Consider the following 13720-nt stretch of genomic DNA (forward strand, 5'->3'; position numbering starts at 1 on the left):
CAAACGGATTGAGAAGTAGCGGAATAGGATTTGCATTGCAATTCATTCCTTAATTGCAAGGTTAATGCAAGGTTGCGGCAAGGTTAATGCAAGATTAGCATGATAGAATACCTTACAGAACAGGAGGTTTTGAATATGGATACAAATTATATCATTGAAACAAAAAATCTGATGAAGCAATACGGCTCACAAAAGAGTGTGGCTGACTTAAATATCCATGTGAAGCGTGGGAGAATTTATGGTCTGTTGGGTAGAAACGGAGCCGGAAAAACCACAACTATGAAAATGCTGTTGGGCTTAACGAAGCCGACTTCCGGGGAGGTCAAAATCTGGGGAAAGTCTTTGCAAGGGAATGAAAAGAAGCTGCTCCCCCGCATTGGCAGTCTAATTGAGTCCCCCGGCTTTTATCCGAATCTGACCGCAACGGAAAATCTGCGTATTTTTGCTACTCTACGGGGAGTGCCGAACAGCCATGCAATCAAGGACGCTCTGGATTTGGTCGGGCTTCCTTACAAGGATAAAAAGCTGTTTTCGCAATACTCTCTTGGTATGAAGCAGCGGTTGGCGATTGCCCTTGCCGTCATGCACGATCCGGAGCTTTTGATTTTGGATGAGCCGATCAACGGCCTCGATCCCATCGGTATTGCAGAAGTACGCTCCTTTATTCGGGAGCTTTGCGACGCAAGAGGAAAAACTATTTTGATTTCCAGTCACATTCTTTCGGAGATTTCCTTGCTGGCTGACGATATTGGAATTATCGACCACGGCGCGTTGCTGGAAGAAGAAAGCCTTGCTGAGCTGGAGCAAAAAAGCAGTAAGCATATCCGTTTTACGCTCTCTGATACTGCACAGGCGGCAAGAATTTTGGAACGCAATTTCCATGAAACCCATTTTTCCATACAGGACGACCACAATCTGCGTCTACACAATATGGAGCTACCCGTGGGGAAAATTGTAACTGCTTTTGTAGAAAACGGATTGGAGGTATCAGAAGCACATACCTGTGAAGAAAGTCTTGAAGATTACTTCAAGCGTGTGACAGGGGGCGAAGGAATTGCTTAAACTAATCAAATGCGAATTTTTGAAATTAAAACGGAAGCCATTGGTATTTATTTCCCTACTGCTTTCTGTTTTCATGCCATTGGCTTATGCTTTCTTTCTGGCAGATGTAAACACTGATGTGGATGCTGTAAATGGAGTGATGTCCAGCCTATTCCAGCTTAGTGCATATTTGCTTTTGATGCCGCTTCTTGTGATACTGGCTTCGAATCTGTTGTTTGAGGAATTTGATAATGACACACTGAAAAACCTTGTTACCGTACCGGTAAATAGAACCAAGCTGGTGCTGTCCAAGATGCTGGTTTTACTGTTGTTTGCCGTTGGCTTTATGGCAGTTGGAGGATTGGTAAATCTTGCGGTTTTGTTGTTTCAGGGTTGGGAACCGGTTGGGTTTTGGACCTTGTTTGGCGTTGGAATTGAAGAAGGGCTGATTATGTGGGTGGGCGCACTTCCCTGTATTCTGCTCGTTGTTCTTCTTAATAAAAACTATATCGTGTCTGTTGTGATTACCTTTTTCTATACGATTGCGAATTCTATCCTTTCCACGAACGATATGTTTCTCACACAGCCTTTTGGTTTGAACATAGGAACCCTGTTTCCGGGGCCGCTGGCCTTCCGCTGGACATTCCAATTTTATGACCAAAGCCAGACCAGTGCGGAGTTAGCAGATTTGTTGGAACGGGTCAGTCCGTATTTTCTGAATGGTGTTCAGGTATTCGGTGTGATTATTGTGGAAGCCATTGTATTTCTTGCGCTGATTGCATTTGTTTACCGGCGACAGGAAATCTAAGGGGGTGTGACTATGTGGAACTTATTAAAATCGGAATTATTGAAACTGCGCCGGTGCCAAATCCTTTTGGTAGGGTTGGTAGCGCTTGCACTTTGTCCTTTGGTGCAATATGGAAGCCAGTTGATTATGGAGGCGGAGTACCGAAATCCAAACTATGATTTTTCTGCACTATTTGAAAATGTTGTTTGGGGAAACACTCAGATATTCCTTCCAATTTCACTGGTAATGATCGGAGGATGGCTTATAGACAGAGAATCCACTCATGATACACTGAAAAACATCATGACAATTCCTGTTTCTATGCCGAAAATGTTGGGAGCTAAGTTACTTTTAGTCGGTATGCTTGCAGTTCTGCTGGGAATATACAGCGTTGGCATTACCTTGATTACTGGTTTGACGGTTGGATTATCGGGATTGACAGCGGAAGTGTTTTTTCATGGAGGTACGCAGATCGTGTTAGCGGCTCTGACGACCTATTTGGTCTGTATGCCGCTGATCCTGATTTTTGGGCAGATCCGAGGGGCATATCTGGGCGGTTCCATTCTGGCGTTCTTCCTTGGATACAGCATGTTGTTTTTCAAAAGTGGTATCCTTGCCAGCATCTATCCGTTCTCTGCTGCGCTGATTTTAGTGGGATTTGACATGAGTGAATATGCCGGAACAACCACATCCTCAACCCCTTTGTTGGCGGTCATTGGGGTTGGCATCATGGTTCTCTGGGCGGTGCTGTTGTTACTGATGTCCAGTAACAAAAAAGAAATGAAATCCCGTAAACAGGCAAATGCCAAGGGAAAAGGAAAGCGTGCTGTACGCAGGAAAGGAAGGTGATAGCTGTGAAGAAAATAGTTTTATCATTATGCCTGATACTATTGGGTGCTTCTGTGCTTTCAGGTTGTACAAAAGACGAATTTCTCGATCAGTATAACAATATTGTTCAGTCTGCTGGTTCCATAGCGCTTACCGGAAATTCATCCTTACAAGGTACGAAAGAAAAAGGAATTGATGATTATACAGGAAGCTATACAGCCAACTATGAGGATTTTTCAGGTACAGAGTATTTGTTCGGAGGAACTTCCATAAAGCGTGAAGCTGGTAAGGATCTGTCTATTGACTGCGCGCTGGAGGTTACGGAGGGAACTGCAAAAGTATTTTGGATTTCTGGAGCTGATGAAGCAGTCACTTTGTTTGAAACAACCGGAACATATAGTGATACAATTACACTCCCTGAAGGTGGAAACTATATCGGCATTGAATGTGAGAATTTCACTGGAAACATTGAATTAAATATTGAATAATACTCTGCCGGACGACGGCAAAAGAAAAAAAGCCGTCGTAGAGCTGACATATTTTCATGCCCATTTGAAACGGCGGCTTTGATTTTCAGAGCCGCCGTTTCTTTGCGCCTACACAAACCTATGACGACTTGCAGGGACACGGTAGCCGATTGGAGGTTATTTTGCCGTGTCTCGTTTGCTTTTTCAAAGCCCACATGATCTACATCAGTTAAAAAAAGCATTGCTCCTCCTCCGGGCAAGTATAACATTGCATCGGCATTATCGTTCCATGTAATTCAGTATAATAATGGCTGTTCTTGGCGCGCCAGTTTTCCCTCACGGAAATCTGGCGTTTTCTTATAGATTTGTACTTGCCTGTTTATCCGATATACGGGAATATTAAAGTGGCTTCACACCCTTTCGGGAAAACATTAGTAAGTTTGAAAGTGCCGTTATGAGCTATGGCGACTTGTTGGACAATCAGCAATCCAAGCCCATGTCTTAAATCAAGCCGTTCATCTGTGCTTTCCATATAATGCGGTTTTTCTTCCAGCTCTTGCAGCTTTTCAGCAGGCAGACCCATTCCGTTATCCGTAACCGCCAAGATAAGATGGTTTTGCGATGCTGTCAGAGAAATGCAGACTTCACAGCCCTGTGGGTTGTGTTTCATGCTGTTCTGGACAAGGTTGTTTACAGCTCGCGAAATCAATCTGGCATCACATTCCAACACAGCATTTTCGGCGTCAGGAGTGATCTTAATTCCGATGTTGTAGCTATCGGAAATTCCTGTATTCAACAGGTCTGCTACATAGGATCGCAGTAGTTTGGATAAGCGAACCATCTCTTTATGAAGCGGCTGCATCTCATATTCCAACTGCGATACTAAATTCAAATCCTGCACGAGTTCTTTGATTTTGGCGCTTTGCTTTTGCACGATCACAGCCTGCTCTTTTACCCCCTCACTGGCTGTTTTGTCTGCGGCGATCCGGTCTGCATAGCCCATAATCATAGAAAGCGGAGTTCGGATGTCATGAGAGACCCCGCTGATCCAGTTGGCTCTGGCTTCGTTTTGCCTGCTTAATATCAGAGAGGCTTTATTTACGCTGTTCGCAATTTCGGATAACTCTCTATCAATATGGAGAGAAACGGGTTTGCCATCGGCCAATGTTTCAATGGCATCTACAATCGGTTCCGTGTTCTGGATGATCCTGCGTTTTGAAAAATAGTAGGCCAAAAACAGGCACAGCACATCCATGCCCAACATTCCTATCACATAGAGGGGAATTTTCTGAATAGTCTCCATGGAATAGTAGTTGCTGGTGAGCTTCATATAGCTATTCTTTGGATACCCTAAAACTAACAATCCATCCTCTGTACTCCAGACAAAAACAGGATAATCCTCCAGATAGCCTTTGGAAAATAAAGCTACCTCTTGAATGCTGTAATGTTGCGGCACTTCTTGTGGCACATCGAGCCGCCAGAAGCATTCGCCCGTTGACGTTAGATACATGGCCCAGATATTGTACTGGCGCAATTTCTGCTCTGCATAATCGGGCAAACCTTCTGTGGTAGCCGCAGTAGAGGTCAGCTCAAGCATGGCGTGCGGGGACGCTTCTCCGTAATCCTCTGAAACTGTGTGATAGAAAGTCACGCCATACAGAACGACATTGACAATTACCAGGATCAAAAGAAACGCAGCGAAAGACGCCAAGTGCTTTGAAATATAGGTTCCAAAAGATTTCATGGCGTCACTTCCTTGTAATCAGTTTATAACCCAGCCCCTTGATCGTAATCAGGGAAACGGGCTTTGAGGGATCGGCTTCAATTTTTTCCCGAATCCGCCGTACATGGGCATTCAGGCTATTTTCATAGCCGAAAGGATTGTCGCCCCATAATGCTTCACAAAGAGCGTCAACCGTAACGATCTTTCCCTCGTTGCGGGCCAGCGTTTCCAGCAGGGTATGCTCTTTTGCGGTCAGGGGGATAATCTCGCCGCCCTTGTTGACCTCTGCCCGGCTAAAATCAATCGTACATCCATCCAGGAAAACCCGCGGGCTGTCCTCTTTATAAGTTCGGCGCAAAACCGCATAGACACGCAGTAATAGCTCCTGCGGCATAAACGGCTTTGAAATATAATCGTCTGCTCCAAGGCCAAGACCGGCCAACTTGTCTGCTGCTTCGTCTTTTGCGGTCAGAAAGATGATTGGCACATTTGTAAAAGTGCGGAGCTGCTTCATCAGGGAAAAGCCGTCCCCATCTGGCAGCATGACATCCAAAACCATCAAGTCGGGTTTTTCTTTTTCTGCCGTTATTATAGCCTCTTTTACCGTTGCGGCAGTAAGTACCGTTTCAAAACCAGCATCGCTTAAAATATCGGATACCATTTTCAGCAAATCTGGCTCATCGTCTACAAGCAAGAGCTTCTTCCGATGCAGAAAAGAGTTGTCCATAGCGTCACCTCCCGAAAGTATTATAACATAGGATTTCAAGTCTGCGGAGGGCATCCTCAAAAAGTAAGGTAAAAGTAAGGACGGGAGAATGTAGATGTCAGGTTGAAGTTGTACCATAGAAGCATCGAAAGGAGATGTTTCTATGGACTATATCATTACAACGGAACATTTGACCAAGAAATATAAGAACTTCACTTCAGTCAATCATGTTTCGCTTCATATTCGCAAGGGCAGCATTTATGGTTTTCTTGGCCCGAACGGGGCAGGCAAATCCACTACCATGAAAATGCTGTTGGGGTTGACCGCTCCCACAAAAGGCAGCTTTACCATTGATGGGAAACAGTTTCCGCAGGATCGGATTGCCATTCTCAAAGAGATCGGCTCTTTCATCGAAGCGCCATCTTTCTACGCAAATCTCACCGGGCGGGAAAATCTTGACATTATCCGCCGCATTTTGGGACTGTCGAAAGCTGATGTGGAAGATGCTCTGGAACTGGTAGGGCTGACCGAGTTTGGCGACCGGCTGGCAAAACAGTATTCGCTGGGAATGAAGCAACGCTTGGGCCTTGCCGGGGCGCTCTTGGGGCGTCCGCCGATTCTGATTCTGGACGAACCCACAAACGGTCTTGACCCGTCTGGTATCCACGAAATCCGCAATCTGGTAAAATCCTTGCCCAGCCTTTACGACTGCACGGTGCTGATCTCGTCCCATATGCTGTCTGAAATCGAATTGATTGCAGATGACATTGGGATTCTCAACCACGGGCGGCTGCTGTTTGAGGGAAGCATGAATGATCTGCGTCAATACGCCCTGCAATCCGGCTTCGCTGCGGACAATCTGGAAGATGTGTTTCTTTCTATGGTTGAGAAAGATAACATGGACAGAAAGCAGAGGGCAAAATTATGAAAACGCTGGCAATCGAACTTCGGAAAGGAAAGCGAACCGGCGTGATTCCCGTGCTGCTGGCCGTTGGTGTCTTGGGAGCTGCCTACGCATTTGTCAATTTCATTGTGCGGAAAGACACACTCCTGAATTTGCCGCTGGCCCCGATGGATGTCTTGTTGACCCAGCTCTACGGCATGATTATGGTGCTGAATCTGTTCGGTATCGTGGTTGCTGCCTGCATGATCTACAACATGGAATTTAAGGGAAGTGCTGTAAAGAAGATGTATATGCTTCCCGTCAGCGTCCCGGCCATGTATCTGTGCAAATTTCTGATTCTGACGGTCATGTTTTTGGTTGCAATCGTGCTGCAAAACCTGGCACTTGCACAGATTGGAATGACGGACTTGCCGGACGGAGCATTTGAGATGGGTACGCTGGTACGCTTTGCCGGATACTCTTTTCTCACATCCATGCCGGTACTGTCGTTTATGCTGTTGATTTCCGCGCGCTTTGAAAATATGTGGGTGCCGCTTGGAATTGGTGTTGCCGGTTTTCTGAGTGGTATGGCCCTTGCAAATTCGGGGCTGACGCTTTTGCTGGTGCATCCTTTTGTGATTATTCTGAAACCAGCAGTAGCCATGAGCGCCCAGCCTGATTCGACGGTTGCCCTTGTCGCTTTGGTGGAAACACTGTTGTTCCTTGCTGTGGGCTTGTGGCTGGCGAAGTACAGACGCTACGAGTAAGGAGGGATAATAAGAAATGAGTTTTTTGGATTTACTCAAAATCGAGTTTATGAAAGTAAAACGCTCCAAAATCGTACCCCTGATTTTCATTGCACCTTTATTGGTGGTGGTTTCCGGGGTTGCGAATTTGAGCAACTACTTTACACCGGAATACACCAATGCGTGGCCTGCCATGTTTATTCAAAGTGCGCTTGTTTACGCCTACTATCTGCTTCCATTCAGCATGATCGTGGTTTGCGTGATGATCGCAGGACGAGAAACAGGAAATAACGGGATTCTGAAAATGCTGGCGCTGCCAGTCAGCCGCTGCGCATTATCCATTGCCAAATTCTGTGTGCTTACCTTTTATCTGTTTATGGAGATGGTGGTGTTTCTTGTCGTATTTGTAATCGCTGGGTTGATTGCGACACAGACAATGGAAGTAACAGAAACCCTGCCGATCCTGTATCTTCTGAAATGGTGCTTGGGGCTGTTTCTGACTATGCTGCCGTGCATTGCGGCTATGTGGGCCATCACTGTGCTGTTTGAAAAGCCGCTTCTTTCTGTGGGATTAAATCTGCTGCTTGTGATTCCCGGTGTATTGGTTGCGAATACGCCGCTGTGGATCGCCTACCCGTACTGTTACAGCGGTTATCTCGTTTCCTGCTCTCTTCATGACTTTACAGCAGAAACTTCCGACGCCGCTTTTTCGGTGTTTCCGTTCCTGCCGTGCGCGATTGTAGTGTTTGGCCTGTTTTTCGCGCTGGCTGTCACCCAATTTGGGAAAAAAGAAATGAGGTAAAACTATGGAAAAGAAAAAATTTCAATCAGTTAGTATCGCTGCGCTCATTGTGAGCATCCTACCGCTGGCGGCTCTTGCCCCATCGCTTCTGCACCTTTCGCTGTCGGATGGAGTCCGAACCGCTTGGGCCGGAGCCAATATCGTTTTTGTCCTGCTGGGTCTGATCCTTTCGGTGGTATGTGTGCGGAGCAGGGAAAGCCGCAGCATAATCAATATTGTATCAACTGCAATCAGCGTTTTTTGTCTGCTGCTGATGGTGGGAATTGTTGCGCTTGCCATGTTCCTTACTTTCGTTCAGTGAGGAAACAGTTATGCGTAGAGTTGGGAAATTTATTGGATGCTGCCTGATCGCGGTTTCTTTGCGTTTACACAAACCAATGACGACTTGCAGGGACACGGTAGCCGATTGGAGGTTAATTTACCGTGTCCTGTTTGCTTTTTCAAAGTTCGCATGATTTACATCAGTTAAAAAAAGCATTGCTCCTCCTCCGGGCAAGTACAACATTGCATCGGCATTATTGTTCCATGTAATTCAGTATAATAGTGGCTGTTTTTGGCGCGCCAGTTTTCCATCGCGGAAATCTGGCGTTTTTTGTTGCCGTTTTTTCGGAGATGATCCGGTTGTTTGCCGGTGCCGTTCCCCGCCTCCATTCGATTCACTTGTCAATCACCCGTGAATCGAAATGGAGGTACATAATGAAGAAAATTAACCTTCGGGAACTTTATCCTGATGTTTATACAACAGACTTTTTTGTAGATGTGACAGAGGAAGTAATGGAGACTATTCGAGCAGCTGAACGTGCGGAGACTGCGTATGAGCGAAAGATGTATCGCTACAAGGCTCAGTATTCTCTGGATTGCGAGAATGGCATTGAAAATTCGAAAAAGTATATTGAGTATATTGCAAACAAAAAATGCATATGATATAATGCCAGTAGGCAAAATGATAAGGTTAAATTCATTTATAACACAGCAAAAGCCCCAGAGTTGCGACCTCTGAGGCTTTTTTATTCCGTTTGGGCAGGGTGGCTTATTCCCCCAGGCTGGCTACCAGCTGCTATTTTCTATCCAACCATTTGCAAATGTAGTAGGCGATTACACTTGCCAAGACAGAAAGCATAAATGATAAGATCATATCCATTTACAACACCCCCCCTTTCTGCACCTGTCTAGGGGTGGTAGCTCAACTATTATATCATAGAACAATGTGTACAGAAAGACTATACTTGAAATATATACTGGGATAGTGGTGTGTGAACAGTAACTATGTTACAATTAGGTCTGTAATTATTATTAGTCTTTGACATTCCCGCATCTTTTTGATACTATAGAATCAGTAAAAAACTAGCAGACCTCCCATGGGAGAAATCCTATGGGAGGTTTTTGTAACGAGGTGAGGTGTATAATGAAAAAAGAAAACAATTCTGCACATAACCATAACAGAGGAAGCTTTTCCGGAAGGATTGGTTATGTGCTGGCAGTTGCAGGTTCTGCAGTAGGACTGGGAAATATCTGGAGATTTCCATATCTTGCAGCGAAATATGGAGGCGGAATTTTCCTGCTGATCTATATTCTTCTGACAGCGTCATTTGGTTATGTACTGATCATGTCAGAAACAGCCCTTGGACGAATGACCAGAAAGAGTCCGGTAGGTGCATTTGAGCATTTTGGAAAAACGAAATCATTCAAAATCGGCGGATGGTTAAATGCAGTGATTCCAATGCTGATCGTTCCTTATTACAGTACGATTGGCGGATGGGTAATTAAGTATCTTGTGGAATATTTCAAAGGAAATGTCCAGGCAGTAGCGGAAGACGGATATTTTGGAAACTTTATTTCCGATTCCTGGCAGGTGGAACTCTGGTTTCTGGTATTTGCGGCGCTTGTATTCATCATCATTCTCGGTGGTGTACAGAACGGTGTAGAGAGAATGTCAAAGATCATGATGCCGGTTCTGGTAGTTCTGGCAGTCGTAGTTACAATCTATTCTGTCACACGTCCGGGTGCTGTTGAAGGTGTGAAATATTTCCTGATTCCGAATGTGAAAAATTTCTCCTGGATGACAGTAGTAGCAGCGATGGGACAGATGTTTTATTCTTTGTCCATTGCAATGGGAATCCTGTATACTTACGGTTCCTATGTCCGTAAAGATATGGATATTGAGAGATCTACCACACAGGTTGAGGTTTTCGATACAGGTATCGCAATCCTTGCAGGTCTGATGATCATCCCGGCGGTATTTTCATTCTCCGGTGGAAATCCTGAAACACTTCAGGCAGGACCATCTCTGATGTTTATCACATTGCCAAAAGTATTTGCAAGTATGGGATTTGGTACTGCAACAGGAATCGTATTCTTCATACTTGTATTACTTGCAGCCCTGACAAGTGCAGTTTCCCTGATGGAAACCAGTGTTTCCACATTCATGGACGAACTTCATTGGAGCCGTAAGAAATGCTGCGGTCTGATGGTCGTGATCATGATTGTACTTGGAACCGCATCTTCCATGGGATATGGACTTCTGGATTTCATTCGTATCTTTGGAATGAACTTCCTTGACTTCTTCGATTTTATAACAAACTCAGTAATGATGCCGCTGGCAGCACTTGCAACCTGTATTCTGATTCTTCGTGTTGTTGGTATTGATGGAATGGTAAAAGAAATTGAACAGTCTTCTCCATTCCGCAGAAAGAAACTGTACAGAGTATTTATCAAATACTTTGCAACGATTTGTCTGATTATTATTTTGCTGAGTTCTATTGCAAACGTTTTGGGAATTATCAGTATGTAAAAAATATATGACTCTTTTTACAAAGAATGCAGCATGGATCAACTGCAAGACAAGAGAAGAAGCAACTGCACAGTTCACCAGGAAGAATGGCTGGCAGGCAAACATGGCAGGAAATCTGCCAATGAATGTGTGAAATGTGGTAAGTGCGAAGAAGTATGTCCGCAGCACATTAAGATCAGAGATGAGCTGGAGAAAATTGCAGCAGAACTTTTGGGGTAAATTGCTATAGATAAGAGTAGAAAAGAGGAGTGAAACATGAAATTCGATAAAGAGAAAATGCGCTTATACGCAATAACGGACCGTCACTGGCTTAATGGGCGGAACCTTAAGGAAGTGGTAAAGGAGAGTCTGGATGGAGGCGTAACCTTTCTGCAGCTCAGAGATAAAAATTCAGATGATGAAACTTTCCTGCAGGAAGCAGCTGAACTTCAGGAATTATGCAGAGATTATAAGGTACCTCTGATCATAAATGACAATGTGGAAATTGCTTTGAAGATGAATGCAGATGGTGTTCATGTAGGGCAGAGTGATATGGAAGCAGGTGCTGTGCGTGAGAAACTTGGACCGGATAAAATCCTGGGAGTTTCGGCACGAACGGTAGAGCAGGCATTGCTTGCACAGGAGCGTGGTGCAGATTATCTGGGGGTGGGTGCAGTATTTGCAACCGGTTCAAAAGCAGATGCGGCAGAACTTCCCCATGAAACACTGAAGGCAATCTGTGAAGTGGTATCTATCCCTGTGGTGGCAATCGGGGGGATCACAGCAGAAAATATATCTCAGCTAAAGGGAACAGGGATTTGCGGTGTGGCAGTGATCAGTGCCATTTATGCTCAAAATAACATTAAAGAAGCAGCAGAAGAACTGAAAGAGGCAGTAGATAAGATTGTATGATAGCAGAAATGAGAGGAAGACAATTATGAGAACTGCACTGACGATCGCAGGAAGTGATTCCAGCGGAGGCGCCGGAATCCAGGCAGATATTAAGACAATGATCACAAATGGTGTATATGCAATGAGTGCCATTACCGCATTAACTGCACAGAATACAACCGGTGTACAGGCAATATTAAATGTAACACCGGAATTTCTGGGGCAGGAATTGGATTCTGTTTTTCAGGATATTTATCCGGATGCGGTAAAAATCGGAATGGTATCAGATAAAGATCTGATTCATGTAATAGCAGAGAAACTGAAACAATATAAAGCGGAAAACATTGTTGTGGATCCTGTTATGGTTGCAACAAGCGGTGCCAAGCTGATCAGTGATGATGCAGTGGAGATATTGAAGCAGGAACTGTTTCCACTGGCTGATGTGCTTACTCCGAATATTCCGGAGGCAGAGGTTCTGGTTGAAATGTCAGTGACCAATGCAGAGGAAATGATAGAGGCTGCCGGAAAGATTTCTGAGACATACCATTGTGCAGTACTTTGCAAAGGCGGACACAGCATTAATGATGCAAATGATCTGCTTTACTATGATGGAAAATATTGCTGGTTTGAAGGAAAGCGTATCGATAATCCAAACACACATGGAACAGGCTGTACGTTGAGCAGTGCCATTGCTTCCAATCTTGCAAAGGGATATGACCTGCAGACTGCTGTAAAACGTTCTAAACAGTATATTTCAGGAGCACTGGCGGCAATGCTTGACCTGGGAAAGGGAAGTGGCCCTATGGATCATGGATTTGCAATCCGAAATGAATATGTGAAAGAAAGTGAAAAGTGAGAATAGCTATGGAAGACAACAAAAAGAAAGGCCTCGGAATGGTTCTGGAAGGTGGAGGTATGCGGGGACTGTATACAGCCGGAGTTCTGGATGAGCTGATGGAGCAGGGGATTTATGCAGATTCTACAGTTGGCGTTTCCGCCGGTGCAATTTTTGGATGTAATTATAAGTCCCGCCAGATTGGACGAACCCTTCGTTATAATACCAGATTCTGCAAGGATAAACGATATATGGGATTGAAAAGCTGGATCACTACCGGCGATCTTTACAGCAAAGATTTTGCATATGGGGAGGTGCCCTGGAAGCTGGATGTTTTTGACACAGAGACATTTGCCAGATCACCCATGAAGTTTACGGTTGTATGTACAGATATTGAAACAGGAAAACCCTGCTATCAGGAATGCAGAATGGGAGACAGGCTGGATGTGGAATGGATGCGCGCATCAGCTTCCCTGCCACTGGCCGCCAGACCGGTAAAGCTGAATGGAAGAATGTATCTGGACGGAGGCATCTCAGATCCGATACCTGTAAACTGGATGCTTTCACAGGGGTATGAGAAAAATGTGGTAGTGTGTACCCGTCATCCGGGATACAGAAAAGAACATAATAAGCTGATGCCACTGCTCAGACTGAAGTTCAGGGAGTATCCGGAGCTTGTAAAGCTTCTGGATGAACGTCATATTCAGTATAATCGTATGCTGGATAAAATCGCATATCTGGAAAAAGAGGGCAGGATCCATGTTATCCGCCCGGACAGAGACATCAGTGCAAAACCGGTTGAGCGTGATCCCGCCCATTTAAAGGAGATTTATGAGGTGGGACGGAGAGTGATGAAAGCTGATATGGAGAAACTGAAGGCGTATTTGGCAGAGTAATGTTTAGTCTATCAGCAGGTAGCGAATCCGGTGATAGATTTCCATCTGATTGCAATTGACTTTGGGTGAGGAATTATGAACAGCAGCAAGTTATCAGTAAAGCTGTCAGATACAACGAAGTCAGTAAAAACAGACAGGAATAAAAATTGTATAAAACTGGTACATAAACCAATTAAAACAGTACTGATTTATCAGTTGCTGTTTTTTTTTCGCAAAATAATACTTTTGTTCTATTGCTGTAAACAGCAAATATATCAATGTGTTTTCCTAATCTAAATGCTATAATCCGAAAAAAGTCCCATAGAGAAAATGCTATTAAAGGCTATATAATAAAACCATCAAAAA

General features: G+C 44.6%; 16 protein-coding genes and 1 pseudogene. 14 read left to right on the forward strand and 3 right to left on the reverse strand.

From position 1 onward, the window contains the following. Nucleotides 1-135 precede the first annotated feature (135 nt). The 4 genes from NQ550_RS03260 to NQ550_RS03275 are packed head-to-tail and all read left to right on the forward strand — an operon-like array spanning nt 136 to nt 3144. Nucleotides 136-1062, forward strand: coding sequence for an ABC transporter ATP-binding protein (locus NQ550_RS03260; protein ID WP_025581209.1), 927 nt, complete (start codon nt 136-138; stop codon nt 1060-1062). 19 nt (nt 1063-1081) lie between these two features. After that, nucleotides 1082-1849, forward strand: coding sequence for an ABC transporter permease (locus tag NQ550_RS03265; RefSeq protein WP_243282222.1), 768 nt, complete (start codon nt 1082-1084; stop codon nt 1847-1849). A 12-nt stretch (nt 1850-1861) separates the two neighbouring features. Continuing rightward, nucleotides 1862-2677: an ABC transporter permease gene (locus NQ550_RS03270; protein ID WP_025581212.1), complete on the forward strand. Its 816-nt coding sequence runs from the start codon at nt 1862-1864 to the stop codon at nt 2675-2677. Nucleotides 2678-2682: 5 nt separating this feature from the next. Further along, nucleotides 2683-3144: a hypothetical protein gene (locus NQ550_RS03275; protein ID WP_025581214.1), complete on the forward strand. Its 462-nt coding sequence runs from the start codon at nt 2683-2685 to the stop codon at nt 3142-3144. Between the two features lie 358 nt (nt 3145-3502). Here the strand turns inward: NQ550_RS03275 and NQ550_RS03280 are convergent, their stop codons facing one another. Both NQ550_RS03280 and NQ550_RS03285 read right to left on the reverse strand, forming a co-directional pair. Next, nucleotides 3503-4867, reverse strand: coding sequence for a sensor histidine kinase (locus tag NQ550_RS03280; RefSeq protein ID WP_025581232.1), 1365 nt, complete (start codon nt 4865-4867; stop codon nt 3503-3505). A 4-nt stretch (nt 4868-4871) separates the two neighbouring features. Beyond that, complete coding sequence (locus NQ550_RS03285; RefSeq protein ID WP_025581231.1) at nt 4872-5573, reverse strand: response regulator transcription factor; 702 nt, start codon at nt 5571-5573, stop codon at nt 4872-4874. 142 nt (nt 5574-5715) lie between these two features. On the opposite strand from NQ550_RS03285, the gene NQ550_RS03290 reads away from it, so the two are divergent. Genes NQ550_RS03290 through NQ550_RS03305 form a run of 4 tightly spaced genes read left to right on the forward strand, consistent with a single transcriptional unit; the run spans nt 5716 to nt 8284 of the window. After that, nucleotides 5716-6480, forward strand: a complete 765-nt coding sequence (locus NQ550_RS03290) for an ABC transporter ATP-binding protein (RefSeq protein WP_025581230.1) — start codon at nt 5716-5718, stop codon at nt 6478-6480. Then, nucleotides 6477-7202, forward strand: coding sequence for an ABC transporter permease (locus NQ550_RS03295; protein WP_025581229.1), 726 nt, complete (start codon nt 6477-6479; stop codon nt 7200-7202). The genes NQ550_RS03290 and NQ550_RS03295 overlap by 4 nt, the downstream gene beginning before the upstream one ends. 16 nt (nt 7203-7218) lie before the next feature. After that, a complete protein-coding gene (locus NQ550_RS03300) occupies nt 7219-7983 on the forward strand; it encodes an ABC transporter permease (RefSeq protein WP_025581228.1) in 765 nt (254 codons plus the stop codon). 4 nt (nt 7984-7987) lie between these two features. Continuing rightward, entirely contained in the window at nt 7988-8284 is a 297-nt protein-coding gene (locus NQ550_RS03305) for a hypothetical protein (protein WP_025581226.1), read from the forward strand. A gap of 164 nt (nt 8285-8448) precedes the next feature. Here NQ550_RS03305 and NQ550_RS03310 read toward each other — a convergent pair whose 3' ends face one another. Beyond that, a complete protein-coding gene (locus NQ550_RS03310) occupies nt 8449-8634 on the reverse strand; it encodes a hypothetical protein (RefSeq protein ID WP_081018975.1) in 186 nt (61 codons plus the stop codon). Between NQ550_RS03310 and NQ550_RS03315 the strand changes: the two are divergent. The 6 genes and pseudogenes from NQ550_RS03315 to NQ550_RS03340 all read left to right on the forward strand — a co-directional run. After that, nucleotides 8596-8865: pseudogene (locus NQ550_RS03315) on the forward strand (sigma-70 family RNA polymerase sigma factor); the annotation flags it as partial. The gene NQ550_RS03310 and the pseudogene NQ550_RS03315 overlap by 39 nt on opposite strands. Nucleotides 8866-9388: 523 nt before the next feature. Beyond that, nucleotides 9389-10774 carry a sodium-dependent transporter gene (locus NQ550_RS03320; protein ID WP_025580339.1) on the forward strand — a complete coding sequence of 462 codons (1386 nt, stop codon included), beginning with the start codon at nt 9389-9391 and terminating at the stop codon, nt 10772-10774. A gap of 33 nt (nt 10775-10807) precedes the next feature. After that, nucleotides 10808-10993, forward strand: a complete 186-nt coding sequence (locus NQ550_RS03325; RefSeq protein ID WP_025580341.1) for a 4Fe-4S dicluster domain-containing protein — start codon at nt 10808-10810, stop codon at nt 10991-10993. 36 nt (nt 10994-11029) lie between these two features. Beyond that, complete coding sequence (thiE, locus tag NQ550_RS03330) at nt 11030-11665, forward strand: thiamine phosphate synthase (RefSeq protein WP_025580342.1); 636 nt, start codon at nt 11030-11032, stop codon at nt 11663-11665. Between the two features lie 25 nt (nt 11666-11690). Further along, complete coding sequence (thiD, locus tag NQ550_RS03335; RefSeq protein ID WP_008705936.1) at nt 11691-12500, forward strand: bifunctional hydroxymethylpyrimidine kinase/phosphomethylpyrimidine kinase; 810 nt, start codon at nt 11691-11693, stop codon at nt 12498-12500. Between the two features lie 8 nt (nt 12501-12508). Beyond that, nucleotides 12509-13375, forward strand: coding sequence for a patatin-like phospholipase family protein (locus NQ550_RS03340; RefSeq protein ID WP_022380059.1), 867 nt, complete (start codon nt 12509-12511; stop codon nt 13373-13375). Nucleotides 13376-13720: the final 345 nt, after the last annotated feature.

The sequence above is a fragment of the Blautia wexlerae DSM 19850 genome (assembly GCF_025148125.1).
Classification (GTDB): Bacteria; Bacillota; Clostridia; order Lachnospirales; family Lachnospiraceae; genus Blautia_A; species Blautia_A wexlerae.

Excerpts from the sequence above, each read along its gene's own strand:
- NQ550_RS03260 (WP_025581209.1), top strand. The coding sequence starts at position 136 with ATGGATACAAATTATATCATTGAAACAAAAAATCTGATGAAGCAATAC.
- NQ550_RS03270 (WP_025581212.1), top strand. The coding sequence starts at position 1,862 with ATGTGGAACTTATTAAAATCGGAATTATTGAAACTGCGCCGGTGCCAA.
- NQ550_RS03280 (WP_025581232.1), bottom strand. The coding sequence starts at position 4,867 with ATGAAATCTTTTGGAACCTATATTTCAAAGCACTTGGCGTCTTTCGCT.
- NQ550_RS03285 (WP_025581231.1), bottom strand. The coding sequence starts at position 5,573 with ATGGACAACTCTTTTCTGCATCGGAAGAAGCTCTTGCTTGTAGACGAT.
- NQ550_RS03290 (WP_025581230.1), top strand. The coding sequence starts at position 5,716 with ATGGACTATATCATTACAACGGAACATTTGACCAAGAAATATAAGAAC.
- NQ550_RS03295 (WP_025581229.1), top strand. The coding sequence starts at position 6,477 with ATGAAAACGCTGGCAATCGAACTTCGGAAAGGAAAGCGAACCGGCGTG.
- NQ550_RS03300 (WP_025581228.1), top strand. The coding sequence starts at position 7,219 with ATGAGTTTTTTGGATTTACTCAAAATCGAGTTTATGAAAGTAAAACGC.
- NQ550_RS03305 (WP_025581226.1), top strand. The coding sequence starts at position 7,988 with ATGGAAAAGAAAAAATTTCAATCAGTTAGTATCGCTGCGCTCATTGTG.
- NQ550_RS03310 (WP_081018975.1), bottom strand. The coding sequence starts at position 8,634 with ATGGAGGCGGGGAACGGCACCGGCAAACAACCGGATCATCTCCGAAAA.
- NQ550_RS03320 (WP_025580339.1), top strand. The coding sequence starts at position 9,389 with ATGAAAAAAGAAAACAATTCTGCACATAACCATAACAGAGGAAGCTTT.
- NQ550_RS03325 (WP_025580341.1), top strand. The coding sequence starts at position 10,808 with ATGGATCAACTGCAAGACAAGAGAAGAAGCAACTGCACAGTTCACCAG.
- thiE (WP_025580342.1), top strand. The coding sequence starts at position 11,030 with ATGAAATTCGATAAAGAGAAAATGCGCTTATACGCAATAACGGACCGT.
- thiD (WP_008705936.1), top strand. The coding sequence starts at position 11,691 with ATGAGAACTGCACTGACGATCGCAGGAAGTGATTCCAGCGGAGGCGCC.
- NQ550_RS03340 (WP_022380059.1), top strand. The coding sequence starts at position 12,509 with ATGGAAGACAACAAAAAGAAAGGCCTCGGAATGGTTCTGGAAGGTGGA.